This window comes from Fervidibacillus halotolerans, from assembly GCF_026547205.1.
Lineage (GTDB): Bacteria > Bacillota > Bacilli > Bacillales > Caldibacillaceae > Fervidibacillus > Fervidibacillus halotolerans.
Window position 1 is genome coordinate 838,921 of sequence record NZ_CP106877.1, and the last position, 25,275, is coordinate 864,195.

The 25,275-nt window shown below is 37.7% G+C and carries 20 protein-coding genes; 17 read left to right on the top strand and 3 right to left on the bottom strand.

Annotated elements, in window-relative coordinates:
* The first annotated feature begins 58 nt into the window (after positions 1–58).
* Positions 59–874 carry a M15 family metallopeptidase gene (locus OE105_RS03975; RefSeq protein ID WP_275421445.1) on the top strand — a complete coding sequence of 272 codons (816 nt, stop codon included), beginning with the start codon at positions 59–61 and terminating at the stop codon, positions 872–874.
* A gap of 93 nt (positions 875–967) precedes the next feature.
* Entirely contained in the window at positions 968–2,452 is a 1,485-nt protein-coding gene (locus tag OE105_RS03980) for a lmo1851 family serine protease (RefSeq protein WP_275421446.1), read from the top strand.
* A gap of 409 nt (positions 2,453–2,861) precedes the next feature.
* Here OE105_RS03980 and OE105_RS03985 read toward each other — a convergent pair whose 3' ends face one another.
* Positions 2,862–3,302, bottom strand: a complete 441-nt coding sequence (locus OE105_RS03985) for an Hsp20/alpha crystallin family protein (RefSeq protein ID WP_275421447.1) — start codon at positions 3,300–3,302, stop codon at positions 2,862–2,864.
* Positions 3,303–3,464: 162 nt separating this feature from the next.
* On the opposite strand from OE105_RS03985, the gene OE105_RS03990 reads away from it, so the two are divergent.
* Positions 3,465–4,244, top strand: coding sequence for an SDR family oxidoreductase (locus OE105_RS03990; protein ID WP_275421448.1), 780 nt, complete (start codon positions 3,465–3,467; stop codon positions 4,242–4,244).
* A 44-nt stretch (positions 4,245–4,288) separates the two neighbouring features.
* Here OE105_RS03990 and OE105_RS03995 read toward each other — a convergent pair whose 3' ends face one another.
* Complete coding sequence (locus tag OE105_RS03995) at positions 4,289–5,650, bottom strand: MATE family efflux transporter (protein ID WP_275421449.1); 1,362 nt, start codon at positions 5,648–5,650, stop codon at positions 4,289–4,291.
* Between the two features lie 370 nt (positions 5,651–6,020).
* On the opposite strand from OE105_RS03995, the gene OE105_RS13930 reads away from it, so the two are divergent.
* From OE105_RS13930 to dapF, 4 genes are all read left to right on the top strand, one after another.
* Complete coding sequence (locus OE105_RS13930) at positions 6,021–6,155, top strand: magnetosome magnetite crystal formation protein family (RefSeq protein WP_420842568.1); 135 nt, start codon at positions 6,021–6,023, stop codon at positions 6,153–6,155.
* Positions 6,156–6,298: 143 nt separating this feature from the next.
* On the top strand, positions 6,299–7,000 hold the full coding sequence (locus tag OE105_RS04000; RefSeq protein WP_275421450.1) for a hypothetical protein: 702 nt from the start codon (positions 6,299–6,301) through the stop codon (positions 6,998–7,000).
* Positions 7,001–7,079: 79 nt separating this feature from the next.
* The gene (locus OE105_RS04005) at positions 7,080–7,655 is read left to right on the top strand and encodes a redoxin domain-containing protein (RefSeq protein WP_275421451.1); all 576 of its coding nucleotides are present in this window, start codon (positions 7,080–7,082) and stop codon (positions 7,653–7,655) included.
* A gap of 72 nt (positions 7,656–7,727) precedes the next feature.
* Positions 7,728–8,702, top strand: coding sequence for a diaminopimelate epimerase (gene dapF / locus OE105_RS04010; protein ID WP_275421452.1), 975 nt, complete (start codon positions 7,728–7,730; stop codon positions 8,700–8,702).
* 44 nt (positions 8,703–8,746) lie between these two features.
* On the opposite strand, the gene ligD is transcribed toward dapF, so the two are convergent.
* Positions 8,747–10,582 (bottom strand): DNA ligase D, encoded by a 1,836-nt coding sequence (gene ligD, locus OE105_RS04015; RefSeq protein WP_275422088.1) that lies wholly within the window; start codon positions 10,580–10,582, stop codon positions 8,747–8,749.
* 136 nt (positions 10,583–10,718) lie between these two features.
* Here ligD and ku point away from each other — a divergent pair, with 136 nt between their 5' ends.
* The 10 genes from ku to crcB all read left to right on the top strand — a co-directional run bounded on the left by ku (position 10,719) and on the right by crcB (position 25,273).
* Entirely contained in the window at positions 10,719–11,561 is an 843-nt protein-coding gene (gene ku / locus OE105_RS04020) for a non-homologous end joining protein Ku (protein WP_275421453.1), read from the top strand.
* A 587-nt stretch (positions 11,562–12,148) separates the two neighbouring features.
* Positions 12,149–16,546, top strand: a complete 4,398-nt coding sequence (locus OE105_RS04025; protein WP_275421454.1) for a S8 family peptidase — start codon at positions 12,149–12,151, stop codon at positions 16,544–16,546.
* A gap of 380 nt (positions 16,547–16,926) precedes the next feature.
* Complete coding sequence (locus tag OE105_RS04030) at positions 16,927–17,127, top strand: cold-shock protein (protein ID WP_275421455.1); 201 nt, start codon at positions 16,927–16,929, stop codon at positions 17,125–17,127.
* A gap of 153 nt (positions 17,128–17,280) precedes the next feature.
* Positions 17,281–17,481 (top strand): cold-shock protein, encoded by a 201-nt coding sequence (locus OE105_RS04035; protein WP_275421456.1) that lies wholly within the window; start codon positions 17,281–17,283, stop codon positions 17,479–17,481.
* Between the two features lie 501 nt (positions 17,482–17,982).
* Positions 17,983–20,826 (top strand): 2-oxoglutarate dehydrogenase E1 component, encoded by a 2,844-nt coding sequence (locus tag OE105_RS04040; protein ID WP_275421457.1) that lies wholly within the window; start codon positions 17,983–17,985, stop codon positions 20,824–20,826.
* Between the two features lie 80 nt (positions 20,827–20,906).
* Positions 20,907–22,166, top strand: a complete 1,260-nt coding sequence (gene odhB, locus OE105_RS04045) for a 2-oxoglutarate dehydrogenase complex dihydrolipoyllysine-residue succinyltransferase (RefSeq protein WP_275421458.1) — start codon at positions 20,907–20,909, stop codon at positions 22,164–22,166.
* Positions 22,167–22,661: 495 nt separating this feature from the next.
* The gene (locus OE105_RS04050; RefSeq protein WP_275421459.1) at positions 22,662–22,964 is read left to right on the top strand and encodes a metal-sulfur cluster assembly factor; all 303 of its coding nucleotides are present in this window, start codon (positions 22,662–22,664) and stop codon (positions 22,962–22,964) included.
* 117 nt (positions 22,965–23,081) lie between these two features.
* Positions 23,082–23,285, top strand: coding sequence for a DUF6501 family protein (locus tag OE105_RS04055; RefSeq protein ID WP_275421460.1), 204 nt, complete (start codon positions 23,082–23,084; stop codon positions 23,283–23,285).
* A 122-nt stretch (positions 23,286–23,407) separates the two neighbouring features.
* Positions 23,408–24,862 carry an NAD(P)H-hydrate dehydratase gene (locus OE105_RS04060; RefSeq protein ID WP_275421461.1) on the top strand — a complete coding sequence of 485 codons (1,455 nt, stop codon included), beginning with the start codon at positions 23,408–23,410 and terminating at the stop codon, positions 24,860–24,862.
* A gap of 24 nt (positions 24,863–24,886) precedes the next feature.
* Positions 24,887–25,273 (top strand): fluoride efflux transporter CrcB, encoded by a 387-nt coding sequence (gene crcB / locus OE105_RS04065; protein WP_275421462.1) that lies wholly within the window; start codon positions 24,887–24,889, stop codon positions 25,271–25,273.
* Positions 25,274–25,275 lie beyond the last annotated feature (2 nt).

Consider the following 25,275-nt stretch of genomic DNA (forward strand, 5'->3'; position numbering starts at 1 on the left):
TTTAAAAATAGTGGTAAAATGATAAATGTTCATCGATTGAAACGGACAGGTGACTTTTATGAAAAAAATTGTATTACTTTTAAGTGTTATCTTTTTTGTTTCCGGTTGTTCATCAAATCATGCGGTTGAAAAAAATCGTAACATCGTAGAAGAAGGGAAAAACAAACAGGAAACGACCATAACAGAAACTGACCAATCGAATAGTGAAAGTAATGTGGCTCAAGAAATGGAAGAGGAAAATTCAGTTCCAGTCGTTTTTAATGAAACGGAAGTAATCGGAGATCAGATGGTTATTACAAATACCGATAATGTGATGATTTTAGTCAACAAAAAATTTGCCCTACCATCTGACTACACGCCAAAAGATTTAGTTCGTCCGAATGTTGATTTTTCCTTCGGCGACCAAGATATTGAAAAAAGTTATATGCGAAAAGAAGCCGCCCGTGCCCTTGAAGCTCTTTTTCAAGAGGCAAAACAAGAAGGTTTAAGCCTGTTTGCCGTCTCCGGTTATCGTTCATATATTCGACAAGAACAAATTTTCCAATATGAGGTGGACGAAAAGGGAGAGGAAAGGGCGATTGAAGCTGTCGCTTATCCTGGTCATAGCGAACATCAAACGGGACTTGCTATGGATCTTACTTCTCCTGCTGTCGATTATTTACTGACTGAACAATTTGAACAGACAAATGAAGGAAAATGGTTAAAAGAAAATGCCTACCGATTTGGTTTTATCCTTCGGTATCCAAAGGGAAAGGAAGATATTACCGGATACGAATATGAACCGTGGCATTTTCGGTATGTTGGAGAACAAGTGGCAGAAGTCATTTATCAAAAGGGATGGACATTGGAAGAATTTTTTTTAAATGCCAAATAAAACAAGATTGATACTACTCAAATAATAAAAAAAATGATATCTTTATAAATAAATACGAAATGACTGTAAGTAAAGTCTGAAAGTGGTGAAAAAATGAGTCAAGAAGAACACCAAGAAGTGGAAAAGGAATTGGATTCTCAACCAAATAAATATATGCAGATTAAAAAATTCCATTTCGTTATGATTATGTTTCTTCTCGTATTTTTGACTGCAGGTATTACGACATTTGCCTTATCTTTCGGTGATGAAAAGGTTGTAGAAAAAATCCAAGTACGCGATCGGGTCGAGTTTGCAAAACTATATGAAACCTTCGAACGAATCAAGTCCAACTATATTGATCAAATCGATGAGGAAACATTGATTGAAGGTGCAGTAAACGGGATGGTGGAAGCGATTGAGGATCCGTATTCAGACTATATGACTGTAGAGGAATCGAAGTTATTTCAGGAAAATATAACTTCCTCCTTTGAAGGAATTGGTGCACATATAGAAGAGAAGGATGGATATATTGTCATCGTTGCGCCGATTAAAGGTTCTCCTGCGGAAAAAGCGGGATTGAAGGCAAATGATATGATTATCGAAGTGGACGGAAAAAGCATTCAAGGAATGAGCGCCCAGGAAGCTGTTACATTAATCCGAGGTGAAAAAGGTACGGTAGTGGAGTTAACGATTATGCGTCCTGGAATCGACGATCCGATTAAAGTGAAAATTACACGAGATGTCATTCCGATTGAAACGGTATATAGTGAGATGTTGGACGACCATATTGGAAAAATTCAAATCACTTCTTTTTCCGAACATACCTTTGATGAATTAGAGGAACATCTAACTCATTTAGAAAAACATGGAATGAAAGGCCTGATCTTAGATTTAAGGCAAAATCCAGGAGGGCTTCTCGATCAAGCGATTAAAATTGCTAGCGAATTTGTTCCGAAGGGTGAAGTCCTTTACCAAATGGAATATAAAGACGGAAGTAGAGATAAGCAATTATCGAATAAGGAGAACCCCTTTGAGTACCCCCTTGCAGTCGTTGTTGACGGTGGAAGTGCAAGCGCATCAGAAATTGTTGCAGCTGCTTTAAAGGAATCGGCAGGGGTACCGGTCGTCGGTGAAAAAACGTACGGAAAGGGTACAGCTCAAACGAATGTTCCCTTTACAGACGGTTCCAGTTTGAAATTGACGACGGCAAAATGGTTGACTCCGAAGGGCAATTGGATTCATGAAAAAGGTTTGGAACCAAATTACCTTGTTCCGATGCCCGATTACGCGAACCTGCCCTATATAGATCCGGAACTCCAATTAAAGGAAAATACGGTAAGTGAACACGTAACGACCATTGAAACAATGTTGGATGTACTCGGTTATGACCCGGGAACGATTGATGGATTATACGATAAAGATACAAAACAGGCGGTTATCGAATTTCAGAAGGCATTTGATTTAGATGAAACGGGAGTTGTAACGGGAGAGACGACCGTAAAAATTATGGAACAATTAAGAAACAAACTTATCGAGGAAGACCCACAAATTCAAAAAGCTATGGAATTAGTAAACGAACAAATTGAAAAGACGAAGTGAGAAGTGGAAATATCATCTCAATTGTTTTTCCCACCATTCGGACCAAAACAAATTTAACACCGGGGAGGTTTATTTTCCTTCCTCGGTGTTTTTCAAATGATTATATGTTTTTTGCATGCTTAACCACTTTTTCATAACAGATGGAAACTATATGTTTTCGATTCCCACCTTTGCTACTGTAAAAATATTTATTCTATCGTAATCAAAAGGACAAAGGGAAGGCCTGATTAATCTTTTTGAAAAAAGGTAGGGACCTTTCTGCCATTGGAACTAAGCGTCGACGGAAGGATCTTTTGTCCATAAATCATCGGACATATGCGAACCGTACCACTTTTCGTTGAAAAGCGAACAGATGTAATCGCCCCTTTTTATAGGAATGTCGAATGTAGGGGGATTGAAATGAATCACCTCATATATACGTGTCAATATCAATTTCACTATACTGCCAATCGATATTTTTCGGTATACGAATTTCTAAAATGCCATCTTTAAAAACTGCTCTAGCTCCTTTTTTTTTCACCGTCACTGGTAAAATGATGATATAAGGATGTTCCTCTGAAAAAACTCCATTAATAAAACATTTATTGATACTGTAATAGATTTTCAAATCTTTCAATACGTTCGCATCATCGATTGGAATTCGAATATAGACAAATTCATGGGTTTCAAAAACTTGCTCATTCAATGATTTTTTTTCGGCTGAAACATCCTTATTCGGAGCAATTTGGAACATCGAAGGAAGATCGGAGACCATATTTTTCATCCATTTTTCTAAGGAAGATTGGAACTCTTTTTCATTAAATGGTTTCAATGGATCCATACTTTCTTTAAATAAATTCCAGGGAAACATGTTTAAGCACCTACTTCCCATGTATATAGTTACAATATGTAAAAAAAGGATTTTCGTGAAAAATCCTTTTCTCTATAATCTCTAAAAGTTTATGTTTGTTGTTTGAAATTCCATTCTAGCAATTTTACGATTATAGTAATAGTTGATAAAGGGGGAATCCGTTTGTTACAAAAAACGGCTTTCATCACTGGTGGAGCAACTGGAATTGGTAAAATTACTGCGTACTATTTGGCGGAAAAAGGGTGTAACATTATTCTTAATTACCGAAAAAGTGAAAATGAGGCTAAAGATGTTGCTAACGAATTGAAGACGAAATTTTCTGTTGATGCGTATGTATTAGGAGGGGATGTGGCAAGTCCGTCCGATTGTAAACGGCTCTATGAACAGGTGACCGAACGTTCTGGGGGAGTTGATATTTTAATTCATAATGCGGGTCCTTACGTGCGGGAAAGAAAGAAAATGGTCGATTATCAGTTCGAAGAGTGGGAATATATTGTTAATGGAAATTTAAATAGTGTTTTTTATTTAAGTAAATTGTTTCTTCCCTATATGCAAAAGCAGAAATGGGGCCGGATTATCACATTAGGTTTTGACCGAGCAGAAAGCGCACCGGGTTGGGCTTTTCGATCTGCCTTTGCTTCAGCGAAGTCCGGATTAGTTTCTTTAACGAAAACCCTCAGTTTAGAAGAGGCGGAAAATGGGATTACTGTAAATATGGTTTGTCCTGGGGATATTACGGATGAATGGAAAGAAAGGACAATTGAAGAGGCGAGGGGAGAAGTTGATTCTTCTACACCGATTGGAAGGCCAGGAACCGGGGAAGATGTAGCCCGGGTAATCGCCTTCCTATGTGATCGTTCTTCCGATTTTTTAACTGGAAATGTCATCCATGTTTCAGGTGGAAAGGATGTAATCGGCAAATGGCGGTACTCAAATGGATGAAAAATCCGGGCAACCATTTACTTTATTCTGCAAATAAAAAAATTTTACTCCTTTTCCACCTTATAAAATAATTTTTTTTGAGTATAGACGAGTCGAGAAGCCAAACCGATCGCTCCTGCAGTTAAACCTGCGATTAATCCGATCCAGTAACCAAAGGGTCCGAGGGATGTACTATTTGCAAGCAGGGCACCTAAAGGTAATCCAATGACCCAATAGGCGACTAGGGTAGTGACAAAGGTAATATTTACATCCTTATATCCCCGAAGAGCACCTTGAACAGATGCTTGAATCCCATCGGAAAATTGGAAAGCGAGGGCAAACATTAAAAAGGTTGCTGTTAGTTGTAGAACCTCTTCCTCTTTCGTGTACAACCCTGCTATATCATATTTAAAGATATAAAGTAAAAAGGCATTAACAGCTGCCATACCGACGGCCAATCCTACCCCCAACCAACTGTATTGTTTTGCATCTTTGAAACGCCCGGATCCCGTTTCATAAGCGACTAAAATCGTCAACGCCATCGATACACTTAAAGGGAACATATACAAAATACTCGTAAAATTCACTGCTGCTTGATACGAAGCGATCGTGATTGTATCAAAATGGCTCATTAAAATGGTAATAACAGAGAAAATGCTGACTTCGAAAAAAATCGATAAACCGATAGGAATACCGATTTTAAATATCTCCTTCCATTTTTCCCACTGAATCGAATAAAATTGACTAAAAAGGTGATATTGGGAAAAGGGACGATGTTTGATGACAATCAGAATCGTGATCAACAGTACAATCCAGTACGTAATCGCAGAAGCAATACCAGCACCGATCCCACCGAGTTTCGGAAAGCCAAATTTTCCATATATAAATAAATAATTAAAAAAGACATTGATCGGAACAGACAATAAGGTAACGAACATTGTCGTTTTCGTTTGTCCTAATCCATCAATGAAACTCCTTAATACGTTATAAATAAACAAGGGAAAAATACCAAAACTTAAACAAATTAAATAATAGTACGCAATTCGTTGTACTTCTTGATCCAAGTTCATGACTTGAAGTAGCGGCTTTAACGAAAATACTCCGATCAATAAAATCCCCATTACAATAACAATGGCAACATAAATCGCTTGAATGACAGATATTCGAATTTCCTCCTTTTTATTTCCTCCTAAAAGGGAAGAGACGATGGGAGTTGTTGCAATTAAAATCCCATTTAAGCCTGTATAAATCGGAGACCATAAAGAACCGGCGATAGCAACACCTGCCAAATCCTTTGAGCTAACCTGCCCAGACATGGAGGTATCAAAAAATTGAACTAAGGATAACCCGATTTGAGTAATGAAAATCGGGATAAAAATGATGAAAAACATGCGAGTTTTCTCTTTTAATCGGTTTGTCTTATGCATAAGTTTTCCCCCATTCTTCGGACAGATGAAAAGCTCCTATTTACAGACAAAATGAATTATATCATAAAAGGATCAAAGAGGTAAGATGGTCTCTTGGAGCAGTTGTTTAGCAATTCATTTTTAATATTTCTAAAAAAATGTTCAAAGTTTGAAACAATATTATTCATCGATTCTTAAATAAATTAATAAGGGGGGATTCGATGCCGACAAAAAGTGAATGAACGATTGCTGCGCTGATTTTTGGGGTTAGTTATTTATCGGTCCCCATGTTATTTGGGTGTTGAAAAGAGATGAGTCCCTTTATGTAGATTAATATGGGAAAGAATTTTTTAATTACGTACAATCTTTTTTACGCCATAATGTAATATTGATGTTTGTGTCGGTCGGGTTTGCTTTATTTTTCATCGTATTGATTTTTCAACTGCTTTTTACTATTTACGCTGTAGTTCAAGCGTTAGATGGGAAATATGTAAAAATTCCTTTTATTATTCGTATTTTCCAATAATCATTTCTATTTGTAAAAAAATAGTCTCCAAACAATTAGGAGGCTGATTTATTTCCAAAATCGCATCCTTCGTCCCCTATGACTGGTATGAAATTTTTCCTTTAAGCATAGGATAAACTAGAATGAAAAAAGGGGACAAGCCTATGTTTCTACAAGACTATTATAAAAAAATAGGTGGACAAAGTTTGACGATTAGTTTCTATTTTACCTTCCAGGCCATCGCTATGACGATTCTTTTTATATATATAAAACAGGATATAGTTGTCGTTTCAATCTTCCTTTTTCTTAGTTTTCTCTATTATTTCGGATCGATTTATTATTTACGAAAATCAATCCGAGTCCCAATTCCAGTTGCACAAAGGAAAAGCGAACAAACAGTCGGTTCCTATTTCTTAAAACAAGACCGTCACTTTCATTTCTTTTTTTCGCCCAAAGGCATTGCACAATATTCTACGAACATGAAAAAAATAAAAAATGGTTGGGAATTACAATTATTTTTTGAGAACAATCCTAGGATGTTTACCACGATTAAACGAAAACAGAGATCATTTATCATTGAAAGCCTTGATTATTCAATTTTCGGAAGGATACAAATGGATGGGAAACTCGGTTATTTATATATCGGGGATACACCAATCCATTTAAGAAACGTTCATCCGTATGAATGGGAAGTGCGAATCGAAAATCGATTGTTCGCCCTGATGAAAATTGGTTGGTTACCGATTGCATATACGTCTACCTTTCCATTAAACACACCTTTTATTCGGTTTTATGAAAGTACAGAAACTGATATAGTGATGGAAGGATGCCTGATTCTCTTTTCCTTATTACATGAAATAAAATAATTCCCTTTGGATACCATTATAGGTATAATAAGGATAATAAAGGGGAAAGGAATGGAAGTAAAAGGGGTGGACGATATTTATGAAAAAAATTGTTATCGTGTTTGTTTTTCTTCTTCTTATCATGGCGGCTATTGATCGTTGGGTGATGAAAAATAAGGAACCGGAAAAGGTCACCAATATCGATCAACAGGTAGAATTGGTACAAACAATTACGGAACCGAATGTTGGACTAGCGATCGGTGAGCAGGCTCCGGAATTTTCATTGGAAACATTAGATGGAGGAAATCTCTCTTTACAGGATCTTAAGGGAAAAGTCGTTCTTCTCAATTTCTGGGCTAGTTGGTGCCCACCATGCCGTGAAGAAATGCCAGATATGCAAAAGGTTTATGAACAGTATAAAGACGAAAATATTGAAATTGTTGCTGTAAATATGACCTATGGCAGAGAAACCGTCGAACAGGCGAAAAATTTTCAAGAACAATTAAACTTAACTTTTCCAATTCCTTTAGATAAAAAGGCTGAAGTGACGAAACTGTATCAAATTATTCCAATTCCGACGAGTTATTTCATCGATCGAGACGGAATTATCCGAGATAAACAAATCGGTCTTATGACGGAAGAGATGATGATTGAAAAATTGGAGAAAATCAAATGACTGCATTGGTTCCGATGTTGATGGAACCAATGATTACATATAAAATAAAAGAAAAAAGAAAAGAGGAACGAGATGCAATCAATTCCATTTCGAAAAGTTCACGGTTCAAAAAATGATTTTCTCCTAATCGATGAAAACAATTTGTCCCAATCCCTTAACCCTTCGATGCGAAAAAAACTGGCCCAATCTTTATGTAATCGTACAAAGGGAATTGGAAGCGATGGAATTCTTTTCATTCAGAAGAGTAAACATTGTGATGGGAAAATGGAAATTTATAATGCGGACGGTACGGTAGCGGCCATGTGCGGGAATGGTTTACGTTGTGCTGGCAGGTATATTATGGAACAGGTCGGGAAAGAGAAAATTGTCGTTGAAACGATGAAAGCCGATCTGTCCGTCCAAAAATATGGTGATGAAGACTCCATTCCGTTTATCCAAGTGGAAATTTCACCGATTTCCTTCGATCCGGCTACTTTGCCATTTCATACCGATCAAAAACAGGTTATTAACGAAAAAATTCCAGGATTATCAGATACCTTGTTATTTACTGCCGTCAGTGTACCGAATCCCCATCTCCTTTCAATCGTATCGAAGAAAGTTTTGTTAAGCGATGAGCTGTTTCGAATCGCTTCTTATGTAAACGGAAAAAATCCGTACTTTCCAGATGGGGTGAATGTTAGTTTTATTTACCCGTTGAAAGAAGGGGAAATTTTCGTCCGTACTTACGAACGGGGGGTTGGATTTACGAACGCTTGTGGTACGGCCATGTCCGCTGCAAGTATCGTTACCATTTTAAACGGTCTTCATCAATATGAAAAACCCCTTACCGTATATAATCCGGGGGGATATGTGAAAACGATTGTACATAACGACAGTGGAACTTTATCGGTCGATTTGATTGGAAATGCCACCTATTGTTTTGATGGAAATGTGAATGTCAATTTCGAATCCGATTCCTTCGATTGGGTAAAAGAAAGAACGTATGAAGAAGAACGGGCGTATTCTTTATTGGAAAATAAAGCGAAGGAAGCGTTCAGTTCTTTGTAGCACGATAACGAATTGGCGGCGATTCTCTATGGGGATCGCCTTTTTTACTGAAATGATTTTGTATTTCTTTGTAAAAATGAAAGAATCTCCTTTATCGGTTGGTCATTATTTGTTTGGAAATAGCCCTTAAAGGGATTTCCGACAGTTGAAAGGCGATTCAGCACAGTTGGCATGGAAAATCCATCGGGAACCAAGGGTTTATGTAACTCTTCCCAAAAAATTGGTGCAGCGACACTCGCCTTTTCGTTTCCCCGTACCGAAAAGGGAGCGATTATCGTTTTTCCCTCTCCGTATTGCACATAATCGATATATAGCCGATTACGCCGTAGTTTCTTCAGACGTTCCGTTGTAAAATATGAATCCTTTTTTGTGGCTAAATAATTAGCTATAAAATGTGCAAACATACGGGTATCTTCCCAAGTAAATGGAGACGTACTAGAAAAAGGGATATACAAATGCAATCCCCTTTTTCCAGAAACTTTTAAAAACGCCGTTAATCCGAGTGGATCTATGATGTCCTCTTTTATTATAGAGGCGGCTTCGACTGCCAAGTGGAATTCGGCTTTTGATGGTGGATCGAGATCGATTACTAATTCGGAAGGATGTTTTCTTTCAATCGATCGAAAGGGAATATGAAATTCAATCGCCAACTGATTCCCGAGCCAAATTAATGTATGCACATTATTGCATAGAATATACCGAATGCCCTTTTCTTCGTAAGTTTCTACAAAGTTTGGAGCGTATGTTGGACAATTTTTTTGAAAAAAAGCTTCACCGAACATTCCGTGGGGATAGCGGATCACGGTTAACACTCGGTTTTTTAAAAAAGGGGACATGTACGGATATATTTTCCTTAAGTAGTCAATATAATCTTTTTTTCGTCCGGGTTCATTTTTCCATAATCGCTTATTTGGATGGGTAATTTCCACTTGTACGGGTTGGCTCTTTTCTAAAATTTGTTTAAAGGTACAGGATTTTGGCGAAGTATGAAACAAAAACTTGGAAAAATACGGTTCTCTTAATTTGTTTTCGTACCATTCTAAATAAAGTAACTCAACACATATGCTCGGGTTGATATAAAGAAGCCGATCCTTTTTTAATTGGGCATTGGCTTTCACCACTTTTTCCAATGATTCCTTCTCTTTCTTTGTTAATCCGTTTTTGAATAGTCCGACCGGTCGGATTGCACCTAGCTCATCGTAAACACCCACATGAAAATATCCATTGGTTTGATCATAAGCGGTAATAAAAACATTTATTTTCTGCCAATTTTTCAACTTTACCCATTCGTTTGATCTGATTCCTCGTCTCCAGCTACTATCTATCTGTTTGGCAACGATCCCCTCTCCACCATAGGCTAAAATTTTTTGCCACAAGATGTTAAAATCCTTTTCATATGGAATCATTTGAATAAAGGGATCCCTTCGGACGATCGGTTTTTCAAATTTGGAAAAGGTCCGAATAAAGGATTGAAGCAGCTTTTTTCGTTCCACATACGGTTTGTTCTGTATGTTTGTTCCTTTCCATTCAAGTAAATCAAAAGCAAGGTAAGTGGCGGGATCTTCCTTTATAGCGAATTGAATGTTTTCTTTTTTCTTCAATCGGCCGCGTCTTTGAACCTTTGAAAAATCACTTTTATATGGATTGACAAGAATCGTTAATTCACCATCTAGGATTACAGGTAAGAGGGAAGCGAATTTGTTTCGGTATTTTTTAAAAAAATCATTCACCTCTGGAAATGAGGGGAGGAGATCCTTTCCATTTCTGCTAATGAATTGTACGTTTTCATCCAAATATAACAGGGCACGAAACCCATCGTATTTCGTTTCATATACCCATTGGTTTCCAATTGGAGGATTGAAAGTTATAGTCGGTAACATCGGTTTCAATTTTCCTCACCTCTTAAATTAGTTTTCACAAATTCCGATCTTTTACTCGCCACCTTTTCAGCGACATCTTTTTTCAGCCGTTTAATTTAAAAAAAAGAGGAATACTAATGGAAAAAGGATGATTCATATGCACACCGTTTGGAAGGGAAGCATTCGTTTTGGTCTTGTCAATATCCCAGTAAAACTCCATACTGCGACAGAAGATAAGGACATATCCTTTCGAAATCTTCATGAGAAGTGTCATACGCCGATTAAATATGAAAAGATATGCCCGAATTGTGACGTGAAAGTTTCAAAAGAGGAAATCGTGAAAGGTTACGAATATGCGAAAGGGAAATTTATCGTGATTGAAGAGGATGAACTGAAAAATTTAGAAAAGGAAATGGAAGAGAAAGCAGTTGAAATTTTGGATTTTGTGAAAATAACGGACATTGATCCGATTTATTTCAAACGTAGTTATTTCCTTTCGCCAAATGAGGGAGGAGTAAAACCATATATTTTACTTAGAAAAGCGATGGAAGAATCGAAAAAAGTCGGGATTGCAAAAATAACGATTCGTGCAAAGGAACAATTGGCGATCCTTCGAGTTTATCAAAATACCCTCATAATGGAGACGATTTTTTATCCTGATGAAGTGAAAAAGGCAACGGATGTGCCAAATGTACCGACAACTGAACAAATTTCAAAAAAAGAGTTGGATACAGCCATTTTATTAATTGACCAATTGACGTCGAAATTTCAACCGGAAAAATATAAAGATGAATATCGGGAGGCTATTTTAAATTATATTGAAAGAAAAAGAATTGGAAAAGAAACAGTTACACCGACACCGAAAAGGGAAGCTATCCATTCCGATGTAACGGATTTAATGGCAGCGCTGCAAGCATCCATCGATCGGACGGGATCAAAAAAGGATCAAACGGTTTCGAAAAAAGGAAGGAAAACGACAAAGGAAAAAAGGAAGGCTTGATTTTAAGGGATCCGATTGATTCATATTTGTTTGAAAAAAGGGTGAAAAAATGAAAGGAAGCTGTCATTTACCGTCCCTTTAATGAACGATTCTTCCTTTGGACGGGGGAAGAATGTTTTCAAAAAGAAGGTAATCAAATAAGTTCCATCGATTGGGTGAACCAAGCTTTTGTTCAGATTGAAAGGAACGTAGAAAATCATCGTCCCTCAGTGCAGTCGGAGAGGGTGCGATGATTTTTAATTTTACATTTTTGTAACAGGATCCCCTTTGTATAGTCAAAATTTCTTATTTGATTAACCAAATATTCGAATCGATTTAAACATAACAAACATTTTTAGGAAATTAGTCTTAATAAAAATATGCATATTTTACTATTGATTTTTTATTTTATTAAAATAATAAGTACGAAAGAATTATTTTTTGTATTTTTTAAAAAATCCGACAAATTATAACACAAATTGAATTTCTAACCTTGTATCCTTTAGTTAACAACAAGTTTTACATAGTGAAATGAAAAAGATGAAAGGAGGACCGTATTGTTCATTCATTTTGATTATTAAAAATTAAAAAAAGAGGGAGGGAATCTTATGGGGAAGAAAATGAGACGTATCATTGCACCAATACTTAGCATGTTACTTATTTTTTCAATGTTTTTATCTCCGATCGGTTCTAGTTTTGCATTATCGAAAGGGGTAAACGTGTCTGCAAAGGATTCAGGGATCAATCATGTTAAGAATAAAATTGATGCCAAATTACTGAATGAATTTAGAAAACTAAATCAAGTAACCTTTTTAGTAAAGTTTAAACAACAGGCTGATACGACTAGTATTGCTCAAGAAGCGGAACAAAAGGCAAGGAGTCAAAATTTAACTCCCAGTCGTAAAAAATTATATATTCGGTCGAAAGTGATTACGGAATTAAAATCGACGGCTGTAACGAGTCAACAATCTGTCCTCGACTTCCTTGAAAAGGAAAAGAAGAATGGAACGGTGAAACAATTTGAATCCTTTTACATTGTAAATGGGATAGCCGTTACAGCTACGAAGGAAGTCATGGAAAAGATTGCAGCTTTCCCTGAAGTGGAAAAAATTTTACCGAATGAAAAAAGAACAATATATCCGGTTGAAGTTGTAAAAGATCAGAATAAAATTTCAAATATTGAATGGAATATTGAACGGATTGGAGCTCCCTCCGTTTGGCAAATGGGCATTGATGGGAGTGGAATTGTCGTTGCGACGATTGATACGGGTATCCAATGGGATCATCCGGCTTTAAAGGAAAAATATCTCGGCTATAATCCACAAACAGGTGAAGTCAATCATGAAGGTAGTTTTTTCGATGCGGTAAATGGAAGAACGGAAGCCTATGACGATGAGGGTCATGGAACCCACGTAGCAGGAACGATCGTTGGAAGTGAATCAGATAGTTCGAATCAAATCGGTGTGGCTCCTGGGGCTAAAATTATTGCTGCAAAAGCATTTTCCGCATCTGGAACCGGTTCTGACGCCGATATTTTAGCTGCTGGAGAATGGATTTTAGAACAAGCACCCGATGTTGTCAGCAACTCTTGGGGAGGAGGATCAGGCCTTGACGAATGGTATCGACCGATGGTAACGAACTGGCGAAATGCTGGCATCGTTCCCGTTTTTGCAGCGGGAAATGCAGATTTATTTAATCCCCAACTACCAGGATCGGTTTCTGCACCAGGAAATTATCCGGAATCCTTTGCGGTAGGTGCGACTGACAGTGCTGACAATTTGGCAAGTTTCTCATTATTAGGGCCATCACCGTATGGGGAAATTAAACCGGATGTATCAGCACCCGGTGTAGGGATTCGTTCATCTTATCCAGGAAGTAGTTATGCATCTGCCAGTGGAACATCGATGGCAACCCCCCATGTATCAGGAGCGGTAGCCTTATTATTACAGGCAAATAGTCAGCTATCTGTAGATGAAGTGGAACAAATATTAATGGAAACAGCAACGCCTAGGACGAATGAGGATTATCCGGATACGCCAAATAATGCCTTCGGATATGGGATTATTGATGTTTATTCTGCTGTATCTTCTGTTGCCTCCGGTATAGGAACGATCAAAGGTCATGTAACTTCAGGCGGAGAAGATACGGAAGCACCGATCATTGAACATGAAAACATCGATTCGGCTTATGCAGGAATACCTGTAACGGTACAAACGACCGTAACGGATGATGTCAGTGTTATTCAAGTTTCGCTGGAATATGAAAATGAGGTAGGGAAAAGGGAAACAGTAATCGCAAATCAATTAGATGGGGATTATAAATCGGGGATTTTCGAAGCAACCATTCCCGGTGAAGATGTTGTAGAAGGTGAACTGGTTTACCGATTGAAAGCCGTTGACTTTGGTGGAAATGAATCGGTAACAGAAGATTATACAATCACAATCCAACCGCTTCCAACCGTCGGATATTTCCAAGACTTTGAAACGGATATTAGCGGATGGAATATGTACGGCGAAAATAATACTTGGGAATGGGGAGTTCCTACCAGTGGCCCCGGAGAAGCCTTTAGCGGAGAAAAACTCGTTGGGACGAATTTGGATGGACAATATGAAAATAGCAGTTATTCATCGTTGGAAACCATTCCATTTGTTATTCCAGAAGAAGGCACAGCTTACTTGCAATTTACCCATTGGTATAACATCGAAACAAATTGGGATAACGGATATGTGTTTATATCTTCAGACGGTGGACAAACTTGGGATTACCAAATGACCGTAACCGGTACATCTGGTGGCTGGATGGAATCTCAAATTGATTTATCAGCCTATGCTGGAGAAACAATATTAGTTGCCTTTGATTTAGAAACGGATTCAAGTGTGACTCGAGACGGCTGGTACATTGATGATGTACGAATTTCCGACACTGCTTTGACAGAAGTTGGAAAATTACCGTTGGAGGAGACGATTACGAAAAAGGGAGTAGCAAAACCTGTAACTTACAAAGAACGACCAAAAATGCAAAAAACAAATGGTAACAATAACGGGTTGTTTAGTGATCAGAAGATCATGGATTTACCTTTAGCAGCAACGGTTACGGCTTTAGAATCTGGACGTTCTGTAAATACGAATCCTGCTGATGGAAGTTATTCCATGATGCATGGCGAAGGGGAAGTTACATTACTTGCAGAAAGTTATGGGTTTTATCCTGTGACACAGCAAGTAACGGTCATAGACGGAGAAGAAGTTACAGCCAATTTCCGATTGGAAGCTCTCCCTTCAGGAACGATATCGGGGACCATCACCAATTCACAAACAGGCGAACCCATTGAAGGAGCAACCGTATTCCTAGTTGAAGATGCGAATGTCAATCCGGTTGTTACCGGTGAAGACGGAACGTATCAGTTAACAGCATTGGAGGGAGAATATACGTTAAAAGTCGTTGCACCCCGTTATCATAACAAAGACGTGACGGTTAACGTCGTTGGGGATAGGAATGTAGAAATTCATGTCGCTTTAGATCCGTTCATTGGATATCCTGGAGAAATTGGATATGATGATGGAACTGCTGAAAATGCTCGAGCATTCTATGATGTTGGAAATGGTTGGGCTGTTAAGATGTCATTAGCTCAAGGGAACGATCGGGCATTAGTTACTGGAGGACTTTTCCGATTCTGGGATACGGAATGGCCAATCCCGGGAGGTACAGATTTCCAAGTGGCTGTATACGGCGTAAATGAAGCAGGAGAACCCGGTGAATTACTTGCCGGTCCGATTGATGCCACTGCGAAAAGAGACGGAAATTGGACATATGTCGATTTAAGCTCCTATGGAATTGTCGTTGAAGGTGATTTTTATCTGGCGTATATCCAATCTGTTCCGTATCCGAATTCACCTGGTCTTGCGACGGATGAAAGTAGTCCAAATTCTGAAAGAAACTGGCAATATGTCAGTGGATCTTGGTCGCCAACACCGGTTGAAGAAGGAAATTACATGATTCGAGCGATTGTTGAATACGAAGTAACAGCACCCGTAATTTCAACCGATTTGGAAAGTGAATATACGAATATTGATACAGTAACGATCACCGGTGTTACGGCTCCAAATATGAATGTTCACTTATTTAACAACGGAGAAGAAAAAACGATCGTTGAAGCAACAGAAGATGGTACTTTCTCAGCGGAAATTTCGTTGGATGAAGGGGAAAATACCATTTTCGCGAAAGTTTCTTCCGAACAGGGATATACCCCACCATCAAATGAATTATTCATTATTTATGATCCCGTAGCACCTGAACTAACGATCGAATCACCATCACGCGGTGAGAAGTTCAATAAAGAAGTAATTACGGTTTCGGGGACAGTCTCCGATGATTATTTATCTATCGTTTTGGTAAATGGAAGGGAAGCGAATATTGAAGACGGAACGTATTCAGCTCGCATTATCGTTGATGAAGGGGAAAATGTCATTACCGTTGTTGCCTCCGATATGGCAGGTAATGAAACGACAAAAACGGTAACCGTTGATGTGGATTACACACCACCAATTATTGAAAATATCCTTCCTACAGAAGATGTGGATCTATCGGCAGGTGAAACGGTTTTAATCCAATATACAAGTGAGCCTGGTTTAATTGCAACCTTTATGATAAAAATGCCATTGACAAATCTACCGGGCATTCAAAAGGAAACTTCTGAAGCTTATGAATTGCCTATGATGGAAATCAGCCCTGGAAAATATGTCGGATATTACACGGCCACATCCGATGTCGTTGTGGAAGGTGCAATGGTAGAGGTTATTGCTAAAGACCGATATGGAAATATTTCAACAGGGTTGGCTCAGGGAAAATTAAATATTAATGTTGATGACGAAGACGACGGAAAAGGAAAAGGGAAAGGGAAAGATAAAAGGAAGGGAAAAGATAAAGGAAAGGGGAAAGGTAAAGGTAAAGGGAAAGGCAAAGGGAAAGGCAAAGGCAAAGGCAAAGGGAAAGGGAAAGGTCGAGGATAAAGAAAAACACTTAGGTTTCCATTTCTTCCTCCTGAATGAAAGAATCGATTTATACAATTAAAAAATTTACAATGAAGGGGATGCGCAAGGATTTTCGCATCCCTTTTCACACTTTTGAACCATTCATTTACACAAATGTTGAAAAAAGTAATAAAAATTCGCACAATCCGTAGGAAATATCATTAATATTATTGACAGATGAAGAAAAATCAATTATTATAAATATGTTACATAAGTTCTATATTATATTTGAGATGATAGGTCACAACTGCAATTGGATATAGGCGGTTATCATGTCCTATATCGCTTACAGTCGCGACTTTTTTCATTATATAAAGAAATTATGTAATAAAATCAGCATTTTTTTTAGGAGGATTATGATGAATCAAGGTAAAGTAAAATGGTTTAACACGGAAAAAGGATTCGGATTCATTGAAATTGAAGAAGGAAACGATGTATTCGTTCATTATTCCGCTATTCAAGGTGAAGGATTTAAAACGTTGGAAGAAGGTCAAGCAGTTTCCTTTGATATCGTTGAAGGTGCACGTGGTCCTCAAGCAGCTAACGTTATTAAATTATAATAACTGAACCGTCGTCAAAGGCTCTCAATTTTGGGAGCTTTTTTTTATTTGCTTTTCATTAATGATGATTAGAATTTTAAATTTTAGTCATACTAATACCATACGAAATGGATGTCCATTTCAAATCACTGATTATTCTGTAGGAGGAATTTCATGGCAGTAGGAAAAGTAAAATGGTTTAATGCAGAAAAAGGTTTTGGTTTTATTGAGCAAGAGAATGGTGAAGATGTTTTTGTTCATTACTCTGCCATTCAAGGTGAAGGATTTAAAACATTAGAAGAAGGACAAAGTGTTAGTTTCGACATTGAGGAAGGACAAAGAGGTCCTCAAGCTGTCAATGTAAAACGAATCTAATGGTCTGTTCAAACAAGGATCCCTTTCCACTATTTTCTCATTGAAAGGGATCCATTTTAATATTCTAATGCCTACGAATAGGTCATTTTCACGTAAGACGTTATTGTAAAGGATAGAAATCAATCGTAATAAAATCAGATATCCAACTGAAAATGAAAAATTGGAAAAAAGAGTAAAAAGGAATCGTACGAAATTTTCTATTTTATGACGATTTTTGTCAAGTAAGGTAAAAAATTATTGATTTTTTTAACGAAGGGAGTATGATGGTAAAGAAATTTTACATCTAGGTAATTTTATATTTGTAAAATATTAAGATTGTAGTTTAATATTTACTATTTTCTATTTAATTATTATAATATTTAATCATTTTCTTTGACTTCTTACGGTTTGGTGGTAAAATGGTTATGGAAACGGTTAAACTTATTCTAAAATAGTTTTTTTCTTTTTTATGAATTAATCCAGGGGTATTACATTATTAGGAATGTTGGAGGGTTATCATAAATGAGTCGATTCAATGAACATTTAGAGGATCCGTGGGAGAGATTTTATGGTCCGAACCTCGGTTACATTGTAGAATTGTACGATTTGTATTTGAAGGAACCGGAGTCTGTAGATCCTGAATTAAAACTATTATTTGAAAAATGGGGTCCACCATCTACACCAAATGCTATACAAAGTGAAAAGGTTGGACAAACATCTGATATTTCTTTAGATATGGTGGACAAATATTTACGAGCCGTAAAATTAGCCGAAGAAATTCGGGCAAACGGTCATTTGTTCGCTGATTTAAATCCTTTAGAAAAAGGGGACGAAACGTTTAGCTTTTTGGAAAAATATCAATTAACCGTTAATGACTTACGACAATTGCCTGCATCTTTGATCAGTAAACATGTACCTCCTAAAATTACCAATGCTTTTGACGCAATACAATATTTACAAAATGTTTATACAAATAAAATCGCTTTCGAATTTGAACATTTGGAAGATGAAACTGAAAAAGAATGGCTTACACGAATCGTTGAAACTGGTGAATTTTTACCGGAATTGACCGATCAACAGAAAATTGATTTGTACAAACGTTTAGTAGAAGTTGAAGAGTTCGAACAATTTCTCCATAAAACATATGTCGGTCAAAAACGATTTTCCATTGAAGGGGTAGATACATTAGTACCCTTGATCGATGAAATCATTTCCGAATCCCTCCAAAAGGGAGTGGAATCCATCAATATTGGAATGGCCCATCGTGGACGTTTGAATGTACTCGCCCATATTTTAGGAAAACCGTATGAAATGATTTTTGCTGAATTCCAGCATGCCCCGAATAAAAACTTAATTCCATCCGAAGGTTCGATAGGAATTACTTTTGGATGGACGGGGGATGTTAAATATCATTTGGGCTTAGATCGGAAAATTGGAGGAGAAAAGACGTATCGTGCACGGGTAACATTGGCAAACAATCCAAGTCACTTAGAATTTGTAAATCCGGTTGTTGCCGGTTACACCCGCGCAGCCCAAGAAGATCGAACGAAGGTAGGGTTTCCTGATTATCACCACGATAAGGCGTTAGGGATTCTCGTGCATGGTGATGCCGCGTTCCCAGGACAAGGGGTTGTGGCAGAAACATTGAATTTAAGTGGTTTACGTGGGTATAAGACCGGTGGAACGATTCATATTATTGCAAATAACATGATAGGTTTTACAACGGAAAGTGAAGATTCCCGTTCAACCAAATATGCGAGTGATTTGGCGAAAGGATTTGAAATTCCAATCGTACATGTGAATGCGGATGATCCGGAAGCGGTTTTAGCTGCCGCCCGTCTTGCAGTATTATACAGACAAACGTTCCACAAAGACTTTTTGATTGACTTAATCGGATATCGTCGTTATGGACATAACGAAATGGATGAACCTTTGGCGACGAACCCGGTATTGTATCATAAAATCCATAACCATCCGACTGTAAAAGATCTTTACGGGGAAAAATTGAAAGATGAAAATTTAATATCTGCTGAATTTATGAAAAATGTGAAAGAAGAAGTAATAACGAAATTAAAGGATGCAAAAGAAAAGGTACCGAAGGAAAAGAATACAGAATTAGACTTGAATCCACCAAAATATGTTGAAAGCGAATTACCAAAAGTGGATACGACGGTTTCCTTTGAACGACTGGAAAAATTGAACAAAGAACTTTTAAAATGGCCGGAAGGATTTAAACCATTTAATAAGTTGGAAAAAATCTTACAGCGCCGTGAAAAAGCGTTTTATGATCAAAAAATTGATTGGGCTCATGCGGAAGCATTGGCATTTGGATCGATTATCGAAGATGGAATTCCCGTTCGTTTGTCTGGACAAGATTCAGAAAGAGGTACCTTTGCTCAACGACATATTATACTTCATGACTTTAATACAGGAAAAACTTATTCGCCTTTACATGGATTAACCGATGCGAAGGCATCTTTCGCCGTATATAATAGTCCATTGTCGGAAACGAGTGTTCTCGGATTTGAGTACGGTTATAATGTGTTTGCACCGGAAACACTTGTGATTTGGGAAGCCCAATTCGGTGATTTTTCAAACTCTGCCCAAGTCATAATAGATCAATTTATTTCTTCAGGCCGAGCAAAATGGGGTCAAAAATCTGGACTTGTAATGTTATTACCGCATGGGTATGAAGGACAAGGTCCTGAACATTCCAGCGCACGTTTAGAACGCTTTTTGTCCTTAGCTGCTGAAAATAACTGGATTGTTGCAAATATGACGAAATCATCCCAATATTTCCATATATTACGTAGGCAAGCCCTTCTTCTTCAAAAAGAGGAAGTTCGTCCGCTTGTTATAATGACACCAAAAAGTTTATTGAGACATCCACTTGTTGCTTCGAGCTTCGAGGATTTGCATGAAGGTAAATTCCAGCCGATTCTTGAGCAACCAACATTAGGTCAAAAATCGGAAAAAGTAGAAAGACTCATTCTATGCTCTGGAAAAATTGCAATTGATTTAGCTGAAAATCTGGAGAATTTGAATGACAAAGATTGGTTGCATATTATTAGAGTAGAAGAATTGTATCCGTTCCCGATGAAAGAGATTGGAGATCTTATAAATAGATACCCGAATTTGAAGGAAATCGCTTGGGTTCAAGAGGAACCGAAAAATATGGGGGCTTGGAATTATATTGAACCGAAACTTCATGCAATCGCACCGGCGGATGTTGATGTCTTCTATATCGGAAGAAAGATGCGTTCATCAACTGCAGAAGGGGATCCGCAAGCCCATAAAATGGAACAAACGCGAATTATTAAAGAAGCTTTTCAAAGGACAGATCAATCTACTGGGAAAAATGCATAATTAGGTAACGCGGTTATTCACATCCAAAGGATGTTTATACAATTATAATTAATTGGCAATATTGAAAGGGGTTAATACGAGTGGCAGAAGTAAAAGTACCTGAATTAGCAGAATCGATCACGGAAGGTACGATATCACAATGGCTGAAAAATGTCGGGGATTCTATAGACAAAGGGGAAGCGATTGCGGAACTAGAAACGGATAAAGTTAATGTAGACATTATTTCTGAAGAAGCCGGTGTTATTCAAGAATTGCTTTTCAATGAAGGAGATACCGTTAATGTCGGTGATGTCATTGCAATCGTCGGTGAAGGAGCTGTTGCACAAGCTCAACCGAAAGAAGTTGAAAAGACGGTACCTGTAAATGTCGATGAAGAAAAGCAAGAAAAGGAATCGAAACAAGAGGAAGAAAATGTTAAACAAGACAGTCATGCTACCCGACCAATTGCTTCTCCTGCAGCGAGAAAAATGGCGAGAGAAAAGGGTATCGATTTAACGACTGTTCCTACAGTCGATCCGTTAGGTAGAGTTCGAAAACAAGATGTTGAAGCATATTCACAAAGAAGTAAAGAAGTTGTTCAAACCGTAGGAAAATCTGAAACACTAAAGGGATCTCAACCATCAACTGAAGAACAAGGAAAGCCCGTTGAACGCATAAAAATGTCGAGAAGAAGACAGACGATTGCAAAACGTTTAGTAGAAGTTCAACATACGGCGGCAATGCTTACAACCTTTAATGAAATCGATTTGTCAAAAGTCATTGAGGTAAGACAGAGAAGAAAAAATGCCTTCTTTGAAGAAAATGATGTACGATTAGGTTTTATGTCCTTCTTCACCAAAGCGGTTGTAGCAGCATTGAAAAAATTCCCATATTTAAACGCAGAAATTAGTGGCAATGAAATATTGTTGAAGAAATATTACGATATCGGTGTGGCCGTTTCTACAGATGATGGTCTTGTTGTACCGGTTGTTCGTGACGCAGAAAGGAAAAATTTTGCCGAAATTGAACAGGATATTGCAGAGTTAGCGAAAAAAGCCCGGGAAAACAAATTGAGTTTACAAGACTTACAAGGTGGAACATTTACCATTACAAATGGTGGAGTATTTGGTTCCCTTTTGTCAACACCAATTTTGAACGGTCCGCAAGTGGGAATTTTAGGAATGCATAAAATTCAAAAACGTCCGGTTGCCGTCGATGATGAACGAGTGGAAATTCGTCCAATGATGTACGTTGCCCTATCCTATGACCATCGAATTATTGACGGAAAAGAAGCGGTTAGCTTTTTAGTAAAAGTCAAGGAACTTCTTGAAGATCCGGAACAATTAATGTTAGAAGGATAATAAATGATATTATAAAATTTGAGCTCTATAATTTTTGGTGTTGGTGACTAAAAACCAACACCTTTTTTGATCAAAAAAAGAGACAAGTGACGAGGAGGATTGAGCTGTGCCACTGGATAAACGTCCGTCAATGGAACGAATCACTTCAAATCGATTTTGGATCAATGGACAACCTGATCCGGTTACATTTTACTGAAAAAATTCACGAAACTATTTACCAACACGATTTGACAAAGAACCAAGATTTGAACGAATGATGCACCCTATTTCGGGGTGCTTTTTTTTATGGAATCGAAAACAATTATTACCTATTCACCATTGCTTTTACTAAAGGAAAAAGCATGAAAACTAGGCTTATTTCCTTTTATAATCTATTCGTGCTGAAATTAAACGGATTGACAATCGAAATTGCTACAAAATTGTAAAGAACAGACATTCGAAAGGTTAGCCATTTCATTATAATTAAGAATAGAAATCGAACGTGGAGGGTCAAAATTGAAAATCATTGAAAGATGTTATGAAGAATTAAAATATGTATTTGATCCTGAATTGGCAGTGAACATTGTCGACTTAGGATTGATTGATCATATTGATCTTACGGACGATCACTCCGTAACTGTGACGATGAATGTGTTAGAACATACAAAAAAGGATGATATTGCCTGTTTAGTAAAGGGAGTGAAATATGCCCTTCGTTTCGTAGACGGAATCGAGAAAGTGAAAGTTAATATTGTGTCGAATCCATCGTGGACTCCGGAAAGAATGAACGAACAGATGAAAAAGCAATTGATTGGATAATGGTACAAACAGACGACTTATTATGTATTTATGAAATTCGTATATCGAATACGCTATAACATATTGATTTTCATCTCCGCCATTTTTATAATGGTAGAGAAGGAGATGAGAAAGAGGATGATCGAAAAAACTTGGCGAAATGCGAAAACGATAAAAAAAATTCAATGCGTACATACGAATGCGAAAAAATACATGGTTGACAATGTGTTAACAAAAGGAAAAATATATGAAGTAAAAAATGAGACGGAAGAATTTTATTTCATCATCGATAATACCGGCCGAATCGGCGGTTATTATAAAGACTATTTTCAAGAGGTGTAAAGTTTCCGATGATTTCCGGAAATTTTACCCTTTTTCCATTTATTGACAATCATTTTTTAGATGAACGTTAGATTAATGTGGAATAGATACGTAAATATGAATTGAAAAAAGGGTGAATAAGATTGTATATTTACCGTGAGGGTGACATTCGTAAAATCGATACGGAAGCGATGGAACACGGGTTACAGGTCAATACGTTAATGGAAAATGCCGGGAGAGGGCTTTTTGAAAAAATAAAAAAACACGTTCATAAAAATATGTCCATTCTCATCTTGGCTGGTAAGGGGAATAATGGTGGTGACGGGATTGTTTTAGCTAGATATTTAAACTTAAATGGTTACAAAGTCGATCTCGTATTTCCGTTCGGCATGCCAGCATCTGTAACCGCTGCGGAACATTTTCGTTTTTATAAAAATTTAGGGTTTCCTTTTTCAACTTCCATTGATCTAGAAAAACACTACGATGTGATTATCGATAGTTTGTTAGGGATTGGAACGAGACTTCCCCTTAATGAATCGTATGTCCATTGCATCAATTGGTGTAATGAACAATCATCGCTTAGAATCGCCGTCGATTTACCAACGGGTGTATTGGCGGATCAGGGGAATACTGAAATCGCTTTTCAAGCAGACTATACTTATGCATTACACGGATTTAAACCTTCTGCATTTCTTTTGCCATCTGGAAATTATTATGGAAAAACGGAAGTCGTTGATATCGGTCTTCCCCATGCGTCAAAATGGAAATTATGGGATCGTACAGATGTTGCTACAACGTTATCTGATCGGTCTACTTTCTCCCATAAAGGTTCCTTTGGGACAGGCTTGTTGTTAGCTGGATCCGATGAGATGCCTGGCAGTGCCCTTTTAGCTGGACTAGGAGCAATGAGAACAGGAATCGGCAAGTTGGTGATTGGTACGAGTAATTTCGTTGCTTCGATCATCTCTACTCGTTTGCCGGAAGCCACCTATTGGTTTGACGGATTACAAAAATGTGCCAAGGGGCAATTGATTCAAGGCGTTCGAGCGGCTGCGATCGGTCCGGGCTTAAATGCTCCGTATTTAGTTGAAGAGGCGATAAATTGTCTTTGGGAACGAGATATCCCGCTTTTGTTGGATGCTGGTGCTCTAATGGAAAGAAACTATACGCCGAGGGAAAAGCCGGTCGTCATAACACCTCATCCAGGGGAATTTAGCCGAATGACGGGAAAATCGATTGAAGAAATCCAAAGCAATCGAATTCAACTCGCTTCCGAATATGCAATCAACAATCAAATGATTGTCGTTTTAAAGGGAACTTATACAGTTATTGCTTATCCTGATGGTACAGGGGTGATTAATACGACAGGAAATCACTGTTTAGCAAAAGGTGGTTCTGGTGACACTTTGACAGGAATGCTACTGGCACTTTTATGTACAGAAACGGATATAAAATCTGCCGTGGCCAATGGTGTTTATCTTCACGGGGCTTGCGCTGATGAAATCGTTAAAAGAAAAGACGCAAGGGCAGTATCGATTAGTGAATTAACGGATGTTTTAGGATCAGTTATCCAGAAATTAACAGTTTCCCATCAATAGGTCAGACTTTTTGGAGGGATTTATTTGTGGCTTTATGTTGGCTTCGGCGGTGCAATGGGTGCTTTAACAAGATATGGGGTTAGCCTATTGTTTTCATCCATTCAATTGTTTCATTTTCCTATTGCCACCTTTTTGGTCAATTTACTCGGTTCTTTTCTTTTAGGTTTTATGATTGGTTATGCGAAAAAAAATTCCTTAAAACATCGAAAAATGTACACGAGTTTGACCGTCGGTTTTCTCGGATCTTTTACGACGTTTTCCACCTTTAGTATTGAAACTGTACAATTATTGGAAGATGGGCTAATTTGGATATCTGTCATTTACGTCATCTCTTCCGTTCTCTTTGGGTGGATGTTGGCATCTTCTGGAACAAATTTTGGAAAACGAATCATTCTTAGCGGGAAGGGATAAAA